This is a genomic window from Pediococcus parvulus (assembly GCF_007990205.1).
Taxonomy (GTDB): domain Bacteria; phylum Bacillota; class Bacilli; order Lactobacillales; family Lactobacillaceae; genus Pediococcus; species Pediococcus parvulus.
The window spans coordinates 44,627-60,020 of record NZ_BJWE01000002.1 but is presented as its reverse complement, the minus strand read 5'-3'; the positions used below and the strand labels follow the sequence as shown (position 1 = coordinate 60,020).

Annotated in this window: 14 protein-coding genes; 2 read left to right on the top strand and 12 right to left on the bottom strand. The window is 40.9% G+C overall.

The window, feature by feature from the left end:
• Positions 1-7 precede the first annotated feature (7 nt).
• The 5 genes from PPA04_RS01115 to PPA04_RS01095 form a co-directional block, all read right to left on the bottom strand.
• Positions 8-769 (bottom strand): YveK family protein, encoded by a 762-nt coding sequence (locus PPA04_RS01115; protein ID WP_057782558.1) that lies wholly within the window; start codon positions 767-769, stop codon positions 8-10.
• Positions 770-786: 17 nt separating this feature from the next.
• Entirely contained in the window at positions 787-1,938 is a 1,152-nt protein-coding gene (locus tag PPA04_RS01110) for a serine hydrolase domain-containing protein (RefSeq protein WP_057782556.1), read from the bottom strand.
• A 166-nt stretch (positions 1,939-2,104) separates the two neighbouring features.
• Positions 2,105-2,929: a bifunctional hydroxymethylpyrimidine kinase/phosphomethylpyrimidine kinase gene (gene thiD / locus PPA04_RS01105; protein ID WP_057782555.1), complete on the bottom strand. Its 825-nt coding sequence runs from the start codon at positions 2,927-2,929 to the stop codon at positions 2,105-2,107.
• Positions 2,930-2,942: 13 nt separating this feature from the next.
• Positions 2,943-4,292 carry a DEAD/DEAH box helicase gene (locus PPA04_RS01100; RefSeq protein ID WP_057782553.1) on the bottom strand — a complete coding sequence of 450 codons (1,350 nt, stop codon included), beginning with the start codon at positions 4,290-4,292 and terminating at the stop codon, positions 2,943-2,945.
• 21 nt (positions 4,293-4,313) lie between these two features.
• Complete coding sequence (locus PPA04_RS01095) at positions 4,314-5,315, bottom strand: Gfo/Idh/MocA family protein (RefSeq protein ID WP_057782551.1); 1,002 nt, start codon at positions 5,313-5,315, stop codon at positions 4,314-4,316.
• A 175-nt stretch (positions 5,316-5,490) separates the two neighbouring features.
• Between PPA04_RS01095 and PPA04_RS01090 the strand changes: the two genes are divergently transcribed.
• Positions 5,491-5,868 (top strand): DUF4828 domain-containing protein, encoded by a 378-nt coding sequence (locus tag PPA04_RS01090; RefSeq protein WP_186806936.1) that lies wholly within the window; start codon positions 5,491-5,493, stop codon positions 5,866-5,868.
• A gap of 160 nt (positions 5,869-6,028) precedes the next feature.
• On the opposite strand, the gene PPA04_RS01085 is transcribed toward PPA04_RS01090, so the two are convergent.
• Positions 6,029-6,811 carry a GH25 family lysozyme gene (locus PPA04_RS01085; RefSeq protein WP_057782548.1) on the bottom strand — a complete coding sequence of 261 codons (783 nt, stop codon included), beginning with the start codon at positions 6,809-6,811 and terminating at the stop codon, positions 6,029-6,031.
• A gap of 126 nt (positions 6,812-6,937) precedes the next feature.
• On the opposite strand from PPA04_RS01085, the gene PPA04_RS01080 reads away from it, so the two are divergent.
• The gene (locus tag PPA04_RS01080) at positions 6,938-8,263 is read left to right on the top strand and encodes an APC family permease (RefSeq protein ID WP_057782546.1); all 1,326 of its coding nucleotides are present in this window, start codon (positions 6,938-6,940) and stop codon (positions 8,261-8,263) included.
• A gap of 86 nt (positions 8,264-8,349) precedes the next feature.
• On the opposite strand, the gene rlmD is transcribed toward PPA04_RS01080, so the two are convergent.
• The 6 genes from rlmD to PPA04_RS01050 form a co-directional block, all read right to left on the bottom strand.
• A complete protein-coding gene (rlmD, locus tag PPA04_RS01075) occupies positions 8,350-9,723 on the bottom strand; it encodes a 23S rRNA (uracil(1939)-C(5))-methyltransferase RlmD (RefSeq protein ID WP_057782544.1) in 1,374 nt (457 codons plus the stop codon).
• Positions 9,724-9,821: 98 nt separating this feature from the next.
• Positions 9,822-10,823, bottom strand: a complete 1,002-nt coding sequence (locus PPA04_RS01070; protein ID WP_057782542.1) for a diacylglycerol kinase — start codon at positions 10,821-10,823, stop codon at positions 9,822-9,824.
• Positions 10,824-10,847: 24 nt separating this feature from the next.
• Positions 10,848-12,275, bottom strand: a complete 1,428-nt coding sequence (gene gatB, locus PPA04_RS01065; protein ID WP_057782540.1) for an Asp-tRNA(Asn)/Glu-tRNA(Gln) amidotransferase subunit GatB — start codon at positions 12,273-12,275, stop codon at positions 10,848-10,850.
• Positions 12,275-13,738: an Asp-tRNA(Asn)/Glu-tRNA(Gln) amidotransferase subunit GatA gene (gatA, locus tag PPA04_RS01060; protein WP_057782537.1), complete on the bottom strand. Its 1,464-nt coding sequence runs from the start codon at positions 13,736-13,738 to the stop codon at positions 12,275-12,277. The genes gatB and gatA overlap by 1 nt, the downstream gene beginning before the upstream one ends.
• Positions 13,739-14,056 carry an Asp-tRNA(Asn)/Glu-tRNA(Gln) amidotransferase subunit GatC gene (gatC, locus tag PPA04_RS01055; RefSeq protein ID WP_147206665.1) on the bottom strand — a complete coding sequence of 106 codons (318 nt, stop codon included), beginning with the start codon at positions 14,054-14,056 and terminating at the stop codon, positions 13,739-13,741.
• Between the two features lie 76 nt (positions 14,057-14,132).
• Positions 14,133-15,293 (bottom strand): CamS family sex pheromone protein, encoded by a 1,161-nt coding sequence (locus tag PPA04_RS01050; protein WP_057782534.1) that lies wholly within the window; start codon positions 15,291-15,293, stop codon positions 14,133-14,135.
• Between the last annotated feature and the right edge of the window lie 101 nt (positions 15,294-15,394).

The following is a 15,394-nucleotide window of genomic DNA, read 5'->3' as shown; positions in this document are numbered from 1 at the left end:
TTCTCACCTAAACCCTTCGTCGCATTTTATTCGTTCTCTCAATAGTCGTACCATTTGATTGTTCACGAATTTGACGATCAACATCTTTTTGACTGATTTCATTGACAATTCCTAAGCTTGTTAAACCTAAGTTATCCGTTAAAAAGGCCTCATCCTTAACTGTCTTATCATTGAACTCACTTATGAAGGCTAAGCCCACGCCTAAGATCAACCCAAGAACAACCCCGGCTAATAAATTAATGCTAATTTTTGGTGAAACTGGACTAGAGTCTGCAGTTGCTTTAGAAACAATGGTGACATTATTAATACTCATCATCTTTACGATTTTCTTTTTAAACGTATTAGCCGTTTTATTGGCCACAGAAGCTGCAGTATTAGGATTAGTTGCGGTCACATTAACCGTAAAAACCTGTGAATTTGTTTCAGTTGCCACACTCACTGCACTATCAGCAGACCCGGGTAAGTTCTTAGTTTCTTTTTTAACCGTGTCCTGAATCACCGGGCTCGTAATTATATCTTTATATGTACTAATCATGGCAATATCAGCCTGCGTAGTTTGTAACTGGGCTGCAGCCATATCACTACTTAATTTTCTATTAACTAAAATCTGGGTCCCGGCACTATACTTGGGAGTCATCACAAAGAAGGTCACGACTGCGGCCAATGCTGTGATGATAACGGTGGTACTCAATATTAATTTGATGTGTTTACGTAATGTTAATAAAATCTCACTAAAAGTCACGACGTTATTACTACCTGTTTGATCCATAAGTTCCTCCAACTTGTCTATTCAAATGCCTTATTATAAATAATTGGTGCCGTTTGGGTATTCTTAATTCCTGTTGGTACATAATTGGTTAACAAGAAAACACCGTTCTGCTTTTTGGTATCAATTTGAATGCTGTCTTGATAACCGCCTAATTGTCCATGCACGGTAAATCCGGTATCACTCGGATAAACACCACCGGAGAATTTTGAGCTAGCAGTTTGGGTTAACTCTTTTACATTAGTTTTACTAATCAACTTACCACTTAATATATAGAAGTAACTGGTGGTCAAGTCCTTAACGCTCATATACATCTGATACGGACCAAGCTTCGTACTCTGTAGTTTAGTCATCCCCGTTGTAGCCGTTTTACCACCTGAATAGCTATCTTCATAGGGGGTAGCTAATTTACGACGTTGATCATCATTTAGGGCAAAACCACTATGTTTCAGACTTAACTTATCCAACAAATGAGCTTTAACGAATTCTCGATATGGCTGACCACTAGCTTTTTGAATGATCCCAGCTAACAGTACATAATTGACAGATTTATAATCATAACTTCCGGTTACCCCACTGCTGACAACATGTTGCTCATTCCATGAAAGTAAGGTTGGAAAACTTTCAGTTGCTTTAGCATTAGTAATTGTACTTAATCCAGAAGTCATATTCAGTAATTGGTCTACCGTAATATGTTTAGCGTGGCTTATTTCCGGATAATACTTACTTAACTTGTCGCTTAAGCTAAGTTTACCGTGCTCTTTCAAATACATCACTGATGCAGCTGTAATCAAGTCTTGTGCAGATCCAATTTGATACATCGTATTCTCAGTGTTCTTAGCACCATTTGGATACTTACTTTGCCCTCGCGATGTCACATAACTTAATTTACCGTTTCGAATAACTGCCACCGAGCCAACCAAATTATTAGCTTTTAAAGCTGAATCAACCTTCTTAGCATTCATATCGGTTTTGGCAGCTACCGGAACTGTATAAACAGCCTCAGTCAATTTATCATTTTTCAGATTATTACTTACAGATTTCTCAAAAAATCTTTCGTAATAACGATGTGCCATGCTGTTTGTCTTGTACTTGGCCAATACAAAACATCCAACACCAAAAATTAATAACACTGCAATAACTGAAAAAAACCAGAGTAAAAATTTTTTCATATAGATTGTCTCCGCTTTTAAATTTTACCACATTCAAGTTATACATTATCATTTTATTAGCATGCATGCAATGCCTATTTTATTCGTTTTCTAGTAATAAAGAAAAAGAAATCGTTATTTATATTTACCCGCAAACGATTTCCCGAAAAATATATTATTTTACTTTTTATACAAGTTTACCAACTTCTTGCATTCGGTACGCTGGATGGAAGACTGGGCCAAGGAACTTATTCAAATCAAAACCATTTTGAATAGCGGCCGTATCGAACTTCTTTGCCAGATGAACTGCATCCGCAACACTCAAGCCATTGGCGAGGCCACCAACAACCGCCGCTGCAAACGTACAACCAGCACCAGCATTGCGATCAGTAGCCTGTTTTTTAGAAGATAAGGTTTCAAATGTCTGACCATCGTAAAAGACATCCACAGCCTCAGCACTATCTAAGCCCTTGCCACCCTTAACCACGACATTTTTCGCACCGAGTTCATGAATCTTTTTAGCAGCCTGTTTCATTTCATCTAAATCATGCAACGTGCCCATTCCAGATAAGACCCCGGCCTCAAATAAATTAGGAGTGGTTACATCTGCAAGTGGCATCAATAAATCACGAATTGCATTAGCTGCATCCGGATTCAAGACATCAGTCTCGCCTTTACAAATCATCACGGGGTCAATCACCACATTTTTTAACTGATGATCTTTAATCGCATGATACGCAATTTCAACTGTAGTCTGATCGCCAAGCATCCCTGTCTTCATTGCATCTGGATTACCACCGCTAAACACGGTTGCTAATTGATCTTTTAAAAGTTGAGGATCGACTTGGTTCACATGATGATTCCAATTTTCGGGATCCATGGTCACAATACAAGTTAAGGCGACCATTCCATAAGTACCAAATTCCTCAAAGGTCTTTAAATCTGCTTGCATCCCACCAGCCGCACTTGTATCACTGCCGGCAATTGTTAAAGTTTTTAATGGTGTTGTCATTTTGTTTACTTCCTTATTCAAATCTTTCAATATTTCTATGCCGCATTCCCTTTTTCTTAGAATGCTTTTTATGATTAATCTTTTTCTTCGGTTTGCCACCAACAAACGCTGGTTTAGCTGGTTTGGGTTTCGTGGTACGTTTCTTAACCACCTTTTTAGGCATTGGATACAAAGTCACAGTTTCGTTGCTGTTTACACTTGGCTTGGTGATCACAGCTTCTGTAGCCTTTGCCTCACTACTTTCTGGCTCATCATCAGTCAAGACTTCTCTTTGGTCCGTGAGTTTGCCATGAAGTAAGAACAACGGTTTGAATGTCACACTTGGCACCAGTTTACGCAAATCACGCAAATCATGATCATCACCCATGTTCACAATCATGCCTTCATTACCCATTCGACCTGTTCGACCCTTTCGATGCGTATAGGCAGTTGCATCTTGAGGTAAATCAAAATTAACAACGGCTGGCAAATCGGGAATATCCAATCCTCGCGCAGCCATTTCTGTCGTTAACAGTAACTTGGCATCCCCTTTACGGAAAAGTCGCATGGCAGTTGCCCGCTCCGTTTGGACTTGGTGCCCGGCTAACTTCACACTCGAAATGTGTTGGTGTTTTAATTCAGCAGCGACATGTTCCAAAGTGGACACATGATTGAAGAAAACCAACGCTTGAAAATGTTTGAGTTTAGCTAAACGCCGTAAATAAGTCACCTTTTTATTCGAAGCCACCCGGACTAACCCGTGAATCACTTCACCTTGTGTGTCGTCCGTTTGGCGCACATCAAACTGTTCAACGTCCACGCCGAAAATTTCAGATAGTTTTTCCGCAGTATTGGCCTGGGTTGCAGAGAAGAATGCCAGCTGGACATCAACAGGGGCACTCATCACAATTTCACGGACTTCATCTAGCGTTTCACCGTTTAGCAACTCATCCGCCTCATCCACAACGATCGTCTGAATATCTTTAAGCTTCAAACGACTTTCATGAATCAGTGATAGCATCCGTCCAGGCGTTCCGACAACCACCTCCGGATGCTTTTTAAGTCGTTCAATCTGGCGTTGCATGTTTGCGCCACCGGTTAGTGAAGTGGCTTTAATGTTGTTCACGGCCCCCCACTGACGGAAGACATCCGTGGTTTGCACCGCTAATTCTTGGGAAGGTGATAAGATCAAAATCTGTGTACTGCCACCAGGAACGGTCTTCTCTAGCAACGGCACGGCAAACGCGAGTGTTTTACCAGAACCGGTTGGGGCTAATCCGATTAACGAGCGGTCTTCCTTTAATGGCTCATAAACGGCCTTTTGAATCGCCGTTTGAGCTTTGAATCCTTGTTTTTGAAAAAATTGTTCGAATACCCTATCCATTTTTTCCCCTTACCTGTCTATTTATTGATTATCATCCGGGAAAACAATTTTAGCGGATTGACGGAGGTTATACAATAACTTGTTGACGTTTTGACTTAAATCAAGCCATTTCCAGTAATCTTGGTCATTGGACTTGTCTTGCGGATCATTAATGACACGGGCAAAATCTTTGGCTTCATCGACCATCGGATTATCCGCAACTTTTTCACTAATCAAAGTTTCGTGCCCCACAGCATCATGATAGCTAACCGTTTCCAAATCAGCTGGATTATTCATCACAATCGTATCTTTCAGGCCATAAATTTCGGATGGCAGATAAGAATTGCTGGTTTTGCCAATGTTCAACGTGACATCAAATTCGGGATAACTCAAAATTGCGACTCCCTTGCCGTCAACCCGGGTAGGTTCCAGAGATGGATAATAGGTCACATCATCTGGCATTCCAAACCAACCGACTGCATCATAAGCCACGTAAACACCAAGATCTTGTAAAGCACCACCGGCAAACTTCAACGAGAAAACGTTGGGTTCTTTACCTGCCAAAACAGCGTCATAACGACTCGAATACTTCATGTAAGTTAGCGTTGCACCTTGAACCCGGCCAAGTTTGGCAATTTGATCCTCAACGACTTTAAAGTTTGGTTGATGAATTTGCCGAGCAGCTTCAAACAACCGTGATTGCGGATGTTGTTCCAACGTTTGGCGTAACGTCTCCATTTGTTTGATGTTTGAAACAATTGGCTTTTCAATAATGACTGATTTGTCATGTTCAATAGCCAATTTGGCTTGTTCAAAGTGCAAACTGTTGGGTGAAGCAATGTAGACAGCATCAATGTCGTCATTGGCAAAAAATGTTTCTAAGTCATCCAAAAAGATGGTGGCGCCATTTGGTTCACCAAATTCTTTTGCTTTTTCAATAGTCCGTGAATAAACAGCGGTTAATTTATATTCTTGAGTGGCATGAGCCGCATCGACAAACTGCTGTGTAATCCAATTTGTTCCGATAATTCCCAGTTTAATCATAATCCGCCCTCCAATTTTGATTCTTCATTTCCTATTTTATCAGTGTTTCTAGGGTAAGTATATTTAAAAGGACGATCCATTCTAAAAATCGGTAAAGTTTAATTAGAATTACATGCTTTTGCCGTATAAAAATGCTATTCTTAGAGTAGAAATTTTTATCGGAAAGGATTTGATGATGGTGAAGCTTAAAAGTATTGGATTGTTTGCAGCGTCATTTGTCACGGGCATTTTGGCCTCAAGGAAACTGCACGAAAATGACGTTTCAGAAAAACCAGAGAATCCTTTGTTTTTCGTGGGCACCTGGAATTATCGTACAAATGATTCGAGACGGATCCACACAATTGAAATTCGACCAAATTTTGATTTACTGATTGATAACCGGCCAATTAAGGCTAAGGTTGAAAATTGGGATAAGTATACCATCACTTTTCTGGATAGTTACGGGTACCATATTCGAATAAGAGCGAATGATGAGCGTCCGGTATCGATTTATGATGAGACGGAGAATGAGACGTACCCGATTTTGAGGGGCAATTATAAGGTAACAAAATAGAGTGTGGAGCAAGGCGAATAGCTTCTGAGCATTAGCTACGGAGAAAGCTGCCTTGCGGAACACATTTCGGCTATAAAGCTAGGAAACAATCCACCACACAAAAAAAAGATTGCCACGCAAGCTCCTATGCTTGCCGCAATCGTTTTATTATTTTCTAAAATTATTCAACTTCTTGCCAGGTCTGTTTCTTCCCGGTAAACACAGAAGTGACAAACTTAATTTTTTGCCCAGAAACAGTTAAGTCAGCTGCATCACTGTATTGCACGAATTCAGTTTGTTTCGTTATTTTCAGTTTGTTTAGCTCACTAGCCCCGTCCACGATCAACCATTGTCGACTATCCGATAAATATGGTGTAATCATCTTGTTTGCAATTGTCGGTGTCGTCCAAATAATACATGGCGCGGTATAGTAATTAGCAAGCTCGTTTGTCAGTTCACGTAACTGTTTGCCTTGTTTCGCACTATTCGGCGGATTATCCTCATAGTTGCCATAGTATTGAACTTGAATCGCGATTGGCAAATTACCAACTTTGTGACCCACCATTTTAATGAAGTATTTTGCCTGCTCTTTAGCAGATTTGTTGAAGCTAAACATCATATAAACGCCAACTTTCAAATCCGCCCCTTGAATACGATCATAATTTGCCGCAAAATCATCATCAAAATACGTTGTCCCACTTGTTGTTTTTAAATAGGCAAACTTCATCCCAGCCTTTTGAACGGCTTGAAAATCAACGAACCCATCCGTCTGAGATACGCTAATGCCCCGAACTGGATATTTCTGTAAAGCTTGAGTTTGGTATTGTTGCCAAAAATGCCAGCCGGTGATGCCCGCTACTACCAGTAAAATAGTTAGTAACAGTGCCAGCCATCTGCGCCAATGCCAGTTTCGTTTATGTTTATAGGTGGTACTATAAATCGGTTTGATATCTTGCTTAGCCAAATCAATTCATCCCCTACTTCCGTTTTCCCTATTGTACACCATTTCCATTTTTGATGAGTTTGTCGTTTGTCCTCATGGTGTCTTCTGCTATAATGAAAGAATTGTTGAAAAAAGTGAGGCATTCTGATGCAACAGGAAAACGACGGATTAAAAAAAGAAGTTGGCACCTTTACTGCCCTCGCAACGGTCATGGGGACTGTTATTGGCGGCGGGGTATTTTTCAAAGTTGCTAGCGTAGTGAGCGCAACCCAGTCCGCGGGCATAACCCTAATTGCGTGGGTACTTGGCGGTCTGTTGACTATTTGTGCAGGGCTCACAAGCGCGGAACTGGCCGCAGCGCTTCCTTTAACTGGTGGTGCGGTCAAGTATTTGGAATACACCTATGGCAAACTGCCAGCTTATTTATTTGGCTGGGCTCAAAGCCTGATCTATTTTCCAGCTAACATTGCTGCTTTATCGATTGTGTTTGGAACCCAAATTGTAGCGCTACTGCACTTAAGGGATTCTGTTCAACTACCAGTAGCAATTCTGGCCGGTTTATCCATTACACTAATCAACTTTTTGGGAACCAAAGCAGCTGGTCGCCTTCAATCAATGGCCTTGATTTTTAAACTCATTCCGATAGCCATTATTGTGTTAGTGGGCCTATTCGCGCCGAGTTCCACAAATTTGGATTTACTACCAACTGCTTCTGCACATACAAGTCTATTTTCAGCATTTTCTAGTGGCTTGTTAGCAACCATGTTTGCCTACGATGGCTGGTTAGGTGTCGGTGCAATTGCGGGTGAAATGAAACATCCTGAAAAAGATCTCCCACGAGCGATTGGCTGGGGATTAGCATTCATTACAATTATTTATACCTTAATCAATTTAGTGTTCTTAAAAACCCTCCCCATTTCGCACCTTGCCGGCAATTTAAATGCGGCATCTGAATCTGCAATTAAATTGTTTGGCGTGATGGGTGGTAAATTGGTCACCATTGGAATCTTGATTTCAGTTTATGGTGCCATTAATGGTTATACGATGACTGGTATGCGGGTTCCTCTCTCAATGGCCGAAGAGCAGACCTTACCATTCAGTGGCTTTATTCGTAAAGTCAGCAAGCACACTGCTGCGCCATTTGGTGCCGGTATTTTACAATTTGCAATTGCTCTTCTCATGATGTTTCTGGGCAACTTTGATCTTTTGACGGATATGATTGTGTTTGTCATGTGGATCTTCAGTCTGCTAATTTTTATTGCCGTATTTATTTTGCGAAAACGCGAACCAGATTTGAAACGGCCGTATCGGGTTCCCGGCTATCCGGTAATTCCGATAATTGCCATTGTGGGTGGCTTGTTTATATTAATAACCACGATCGTGACCCAGTTTGAACTAGCTATGATTGGGATGATAGTAACTCTACTTGGGGTTCCAGTGTACTATTTGACTAAAAAATATTATCGTCAATAAATATGAAAAAACAGATGACCATTTAATTTAAAGCTTAATAGCCTTGAATTAAGTGGTCATCTGTCTCTTTTTAATAAATTAAAGTACTATTTATCTTGTTCCAAAACCGTCACAGATTCCACGTGAGGTGTTTGGGGGAACTGATCCAAAGGCACAACTGGTTGAGAAACATGGTAGCCATTATCCATAAATGTTTGCACATCCCGAACCAAAGTTGATGGGTTGCAACTCACATAGACAATCCGTTTTGGTGCCATTTCTGCAGCAGCCGTAATAAACTCGGGTGCTAAACCTTTGCGCGGTGGGTCCACCACAATCACGTCGGGTTGCAAGCCATCGTGTTGCCAATCAGCCATTTTTTCTTCAGCCTTACCAACCGAAAACTTCACATTATGAATGTCATTCAACTTAGCGTTGATTTTGGCATCTTGAATGGCTTTCTCGACAACTTCGACACCGTAAACTTTTTTGGCATGTTTAGCCACGGCTAACGAAATCGTTCCGATTCCACAATAAGCATCAATCACAGTTTCTTTACCGGTTAAACCGGCCTTTTGAATCGCCAGATCGTACAATTTGTCAGTTTGAACTGGGTTCACCTGATAGAATGAATCGGCCGAAATCGCAAATTTCAAACCAAGTAAGGTGTCGTGAATCACACTGCTACCCCATAAAATCTTTTCTTCCTTACCCATCAAGACGTTGGTCTGAGCGGGGTTCACATTTTGAATAATGCTCTTAACTTCAGGAAGTTGTTTGCGAATTTCTTCCACAATCTCGAAGTTCATCGGAATTTTTTTTGCCCGTGTAATCAACACAATCATCATTTCGTGAGAGTAATGGCCACGACGCACCATGATCGTTTTAATCACACCAGTATGATTGGTTTCATTGTATGGTGCTGTATGATATTTACGTAAAATATCACGAACCACCAAGATAGCCTTGTCAATTTCAGGATCTTGGATGTAAAAATCTTCAATCGGTACCAAATCATGGCTGTTACGGCGATAAAACCCAGTTGTTAACTGACCATTTACACTGCGAACCGGGATCTGGGCCTTGTTTCGATAACCATAAGGTTTTTCCATTCCAATTGTTGGACTAACTTCAATATCATCTAAATGAACTTTATAAAATAACTCTTGAATTTGATGTTGTTTAAATTCCAATTGGGCAGGATAAGCCAAATGCTGTAAAGGTGCAATCCCGGTTTGGGTATATTCTTTATCCTTAAGCTCAACCCGATCTGGGCTCTTAGATTTCCATGCTTGGACACGACCAAAGGCATAAGACTTAGCTACTTTGATTACTTTCATAGCAATCTCTTCGCCAGGCAAAGCGTTTGCCACGAAGATTGGAAAATCCTCAATTTTGGCAACGCCCATCCCTTGATAAGTCAAGTCAATGATCGTCACATCGTACGTTTCATTTTTGGTAACTGGTGCTTTAAATTTCATATTTGTCCTCATTTTTCTTTTTCAAGTAACTATCACAAAACCGTCCCATTGAATTATGGGTATCAAAGACCTCACATTCAAGGACGGCTTCTTAAAATTTAATCTTCATCTTCGTCAGGCAAATTCTTAACTTGTTTGACAAAGTTCTCTTCAGCTTTTGCGACCCCTGGCTCTGGTAAATTATAAGCGTCATCCGGAATCTTATCAAGGTTTGCGTACATCTCAATGTGTTTATGCAAATTTCTAAACACCATTGGCGCATCCCCACCGTACTCGCCATCAATATTGACCATGACGCGATCATTGACTGGATTAACCTTGACACGTTTTGGTTTGCGATAAATAATGCGCGGATCATCCATATGATTCCCATTCAACGCTTTAACCATCAAATGCAGAATCGAAACTAAGTTTGAAGCCTTCACAATGATCAACGTAAATCGACCGTCATCTAGCGAAGCATCCGGCACAATTTGTTCAAAACCACCAATTGAATTCGTTAAAGCCAAGAAAAACATTGAGGCTTTACCATTAAAATGTTCGCCATCGTATTCAATGTCCATATCAACCGGTTTAATTTGGGGCAACAACTCTGCGCCCTTCACTAAATAAGCTAAATAGCCAAAAATACTTTTCATGTTGGATGGGACATCATAGGTCAATTCAGTCAGCAATCCACCAGCAGCAATGTTAATAAAATAATTGTCGCCAGCCTTACCAATATCCATTTTAATTCGTTGATCCTTCAAGACGACTTTGGCAGCCGCTACAGGATCTTCCCGAGGAATCTTCAGGGCACGGGCATAATCATTGGTTGTACCAGCAGGAATAATCGCCATCATCGGCCGAAAGTGCAGATCCGCGATTCCGTTCACGACTTCATTGATTGTGCCATCACCACCGGCCGCCACAATTAAATCAAACCCAGCTTTGGCCGCTCGGCGGGCTTCATTTTGAGCAGAATTCGGTTCAGGAGTTGTGGCATAAGCACTAGACTCAAAGCCGGCCTCCTCAAACACACTCAAAATGTCGATCATATTTTGTTTTAAGATTTCACGCCCTGAAGTTGGATTATAAATGACGCGTGCTCTTCTTTGCATTTTGGTTCCTCCGAGAAAATCTGATTAACGATTATTTAATTCTTTCATCAAAAGCTCGTTAACAACTTTTGGATTGGCTTGGCCATGAGTCTGTTTCATCACTTGACCGACTAAATAGCCAACAGCCCGATCTTTACCATTCTTAAAATCGTCAACGGATTGCTGATTATCATCCACGATGCCTTTAATAATTGGTTGTAATTGGGCAGGATCTGATAATTGGATCAAGCCTTTACTCTTAACCCAGGCAACTGGTTCTTCACCCTTTGTCAACGCTTTGAAAACTTTTTTAGCAATCTTGGTTGAAATTGTGCCATCACTGATCATCTTGATCATCGCAGCCAAGTTAGCCGGTGTCAATTTAGTGTCTTGTAAATCAACTTGTTGATCATTCAGATAAGCATTCACATCACCCATCAGATAGTTAGCTGCCATTTTTGCATCCGCACCATTTGCGACCGTTTCATCAAAGAAGTCAGACATTTCTTTGGTCTGGGTTAGCACCATGGCGTCATAATCCTTAAGACCTAACTCACTAACGTAACGGGCACGGCGTTTACCGGGCATTTCGGGCATTGCTTCTTCAATATTGTGAATCCAGTTATCACTGATAGATAAGGCAGGCAAATCTGGTTCTGGGAAGTAGCGATAATCGTCGGACCCTTCCTTAACCCGCATCAAAATAGTTTGGCCAGTTGCTTCATCAAAGCGACGCGTTTCTTGTTGAATAGTACCACCAGACATCAGAACTTGTTGTTGGCGTTTTTCTTCATAAGCTAACCCTTTACGGACGTAACTGAAGGAGTTCAAGTTCTTCAATTCAGTCTTGGTTCCAAACTTGTCAGAACCGTAAGGACGAATCGAAATGTTGACGTCCACCCGCATGGAACCTTCTTCCATCTTCACATCAGAAACACCTGTAAATTGGATGCGTTGACGCAAAGCTTCAAGGTAAGCATAAGCTTCATCAGGTGAAGCAATATCCGGTTTCGACACGATTTCAATCAGTGGCGTTCCCTGACGGTTTAGATCGACAAAGGAGTAACCGTTTGGATTATGGGTATTTTTACCGGCATCCTCTTCAATATGCATTTCAGCAATTCCGATTTTCTTCTTTTCGCCATCAACTTCAATTTCAATCCAGCCATCATGGGCAATGGGTTTGTCAGATTGCGTAATTTGATAGGCTTTTGGATTATCAGGATAGAAGTAGTTTTTACGATCAAAATGATTATGTTTTTCAATTTCTGCATGCAAAGCCAAAGCAGCTTTGATTCCGGACTCCACTACGCCTTTGTTGGTTGTAGGTAAAACACCAGGATAGCCCCAATCAATGACGTTAGTATTTGCATTCGGATCATCCCCGAATTCTACAGGAGACGGACTAAAAATTTTAGAATTCGTCTTTAATTCCACGTGGACTTCAAGTCCAATTGTCGTTTGAAAATTCATTATTTGTCTCCTCCAATCTCAGGGGTTTTGCTATGGAAATCAGTTGCCTGTTCGAAAGCATAACCTGCCTTGTACAAAGTTTGTTCATCAAATGGCTTGGCAATAATCTGCAAACCAACTGGCAAACCATTGCTGAAACCAGCAGGCAATGACATTCCAGGTAGACCGGCCATATTAACAGGCACAGTCAACACATCGTTCATATACATTTTTTTAGGATCATTGGAATCTTCACCAATGCCAAATGCTGGGGTTGGTGCAGTTGGTCCAATAATGAAGTCATGATCTTCAAAGACCTTCTTGAAGTCGTTAATCATTAAAGTTCGGACTTCAGCAGCCTTACGGAAGTAAGCATCGTAAAAACCAGCTGAAAGAGAATAAGTTCCTAACATGATTCGGCGTTTGACTTCATCGCCAAAACCTTCTGAACGGGAACGCACATAAACGTCTTCCAAGTTTTTGACGTCTTTTGCACGGAATCCATAACGAATCCCATCAAAACGTTGAAGATTGGAAGAAGCCTCAGAAGAACTGATAATGTAGTAGGCAGCAATACCGTACTTACTGTGTGGTAAGGACACTTCATCAACAGTGGCCCCAAGTTCTTTGAATGTATTGGCAGCATCTAAAACGGCCTTTTTGACGTTTTCATCGACGCCTTCACCTAAATATTCTTTTGGTAAAGCAATTCGCATGCCCTTAACCGAACCATCTAAACCAGCAGTAAAGTCAGGCACTTCTTTATCAGAACTAGTCATATCATGCTCATCATGACCGGCAATTAAGTTTAATAAAGCAGCATTATCTTTAACTGTACGTGTGAACGGACCCACTTGATCCAAACTTGAACCAAATGCGATGATTCCCCAACGAGACACACGGCCATATGTAGGTTTGACCCCCACGACACCAGTGAATGAAGCTGGTTGACGAATTGAACCACCAGTATCCGTTCCTAAGGCAGCTAAAACGCCTCCTGCAGAAACGGTTGCAGCAGAACCACCTGAAGAACCACCAGGAACTTTCGATAAGTTCCAAGGATTCCGGGTTGTTTTAAAGTAAGACGTTTCGGTCGAACCACCCATGGCAAATTCGTCCAAGTTAGTTTTCCCAATCACAATCACATCATTGGCACGGAGTTTTTCGATCACTGTAGCATCGTAAATGGGATTGAAGTTCTCCAAAATTTTTGATGCAGCAGTTGTTCGCAACCCCTTTGTCACAATGTTATCTTTGACAGCAATGGGAATACCAGCCCAAAGGTTATCAGGATTAATTCCTTTAGCATCAATAGCCTTAGCCGTTTCAATTGCTGCGTTTTCATCAATTGTAATATAGGCATTGATCGCTTCATTATCAGCTTTAATTTTAGCCAACGTGTCGCGAGTTAATTGTTCAGCAGTCAGTTTTTTATTGACCAGCTTTTCATGCAACGTAGTTAAATCAGTATCGTAATAATTCATCTAGTTGGCACCTTCACTTTCATCAATAATTGCAGGAACGCGAATATAACCGTCCTGAGTATCAGGCGCATTTTTAATTAAGGCGTCTTTTTCATGACTGTTAACAGCCATATCTTCACGCATTGTGTTAAATTGATCCGTTACACTAAATGTGGGTTCGACACCAGTTGTGTCAACTTCACTTAACGTGTTGAACAATCCCATAATGTCGGCTAATTGTGTGGTAAATTTACCCAAATCAGCATCGTTAAATTCCAATTTTGCTAAACTGGCAACGTGCTCCACTTGGGCCTTATCAATTTTTTCTTCGTTTGCCATGTGTTATCCTTCTTTCAAATCTATCAAATTATTTTACCATAAATATTCTGTGGCTTATAAGAAGTACCCTTACCGCCTAATAGCTACCAAAAACATGGGTGGTAAAGCTCTTGCCAGAACTCTTCCGACTTAGGAAGCTTTGGACCCCATCGGTCGTTGAACTAACCGTGATATCTGTCTTTACACCACTTGGTAAGTACTTTTCAGCCTGATCTGCCAAGAATTGCGTAAAACTCTTAATTTCAGTTTCACTATAAAATTGGGTGGTGATGGAAACGTTCATTCCCTGCAACGACCCGTTCTTATACTGAGCTTGGGCAGTGACACCACTTAAGTTGGGGAAGAAACTTTCAACTTCTGATTTGAAGTTTGAAAATGCATCGGCATCATTGGTGTTTGGTGCCGTTTCACCAGTTTTAAGTGGGAAAACCACATTTTGAATGTCTAGAGCCTTCCACTTCTTAATAGAATCGCCATTGCTGACAGAGTAAGTAACGTAATGCCCACCAATTAGACTATCATTAGAGGCCTGTTTATACAGGGCAATCACGATTGGGACATTCTTAAGAGCCGCCCTTTTACGTAACCGAGCCAAAACCTCTTTGGCCATGGCTTTTCCCTCTTTTTCCAGAGTTGCATCACTAATATCAGTTTCGTACTGAGCACCATAAGTGGTCTTTCGATAATAATCAACCGAGTTCATTGCTAAGCCAATGGTGACCCCACTCAACTTCAATTTGCTACCACTCTTTTGCATGTAATCTTGTTCTTCAATACTCTGCAAATAAATCGGATTTCGTTTGGTTGGTTCGGTTGAACCATTGCTTGCTGGATTCAATCCAGTCGTATTGGATTTCGTTTTTCGACCAAGCCAATTTTCAACGGTACTCTTAGATAAATATTGACCTTCCTGGAACACATACTTTGTGGTTGAAAATTGTGTTTTTGAAATATCCTGCAAGCCAGTTTCAAAACTCTTCAAATTCATTAAATTAGAATCTTGATTAGCAGTTACACCACGTGATTTACTGGTTAAATATTTTCCATTCTTAATCACACCCGCATATTCCGAATCATTTGTTTGACCCGTCACTTGATAGCTGCCACTCTTAGAACTTGTGGTCGTTTTACTGCTACTTGAACTGGAACTTGATTTATTACTGCTACTGCCACACGATGCTAGGACCACTGCGCTAAACACAACTGCAATGCCAAGCAAACTTTTCTTTAGATTCACCGCGTATTTCCTCCCATTTCAATCATAATTCACTCTTGAATTATGAGGATTAAATCGAAAAACTGTCAAGGTCTTTTCTATAGATAAGCCGTTTATTACTT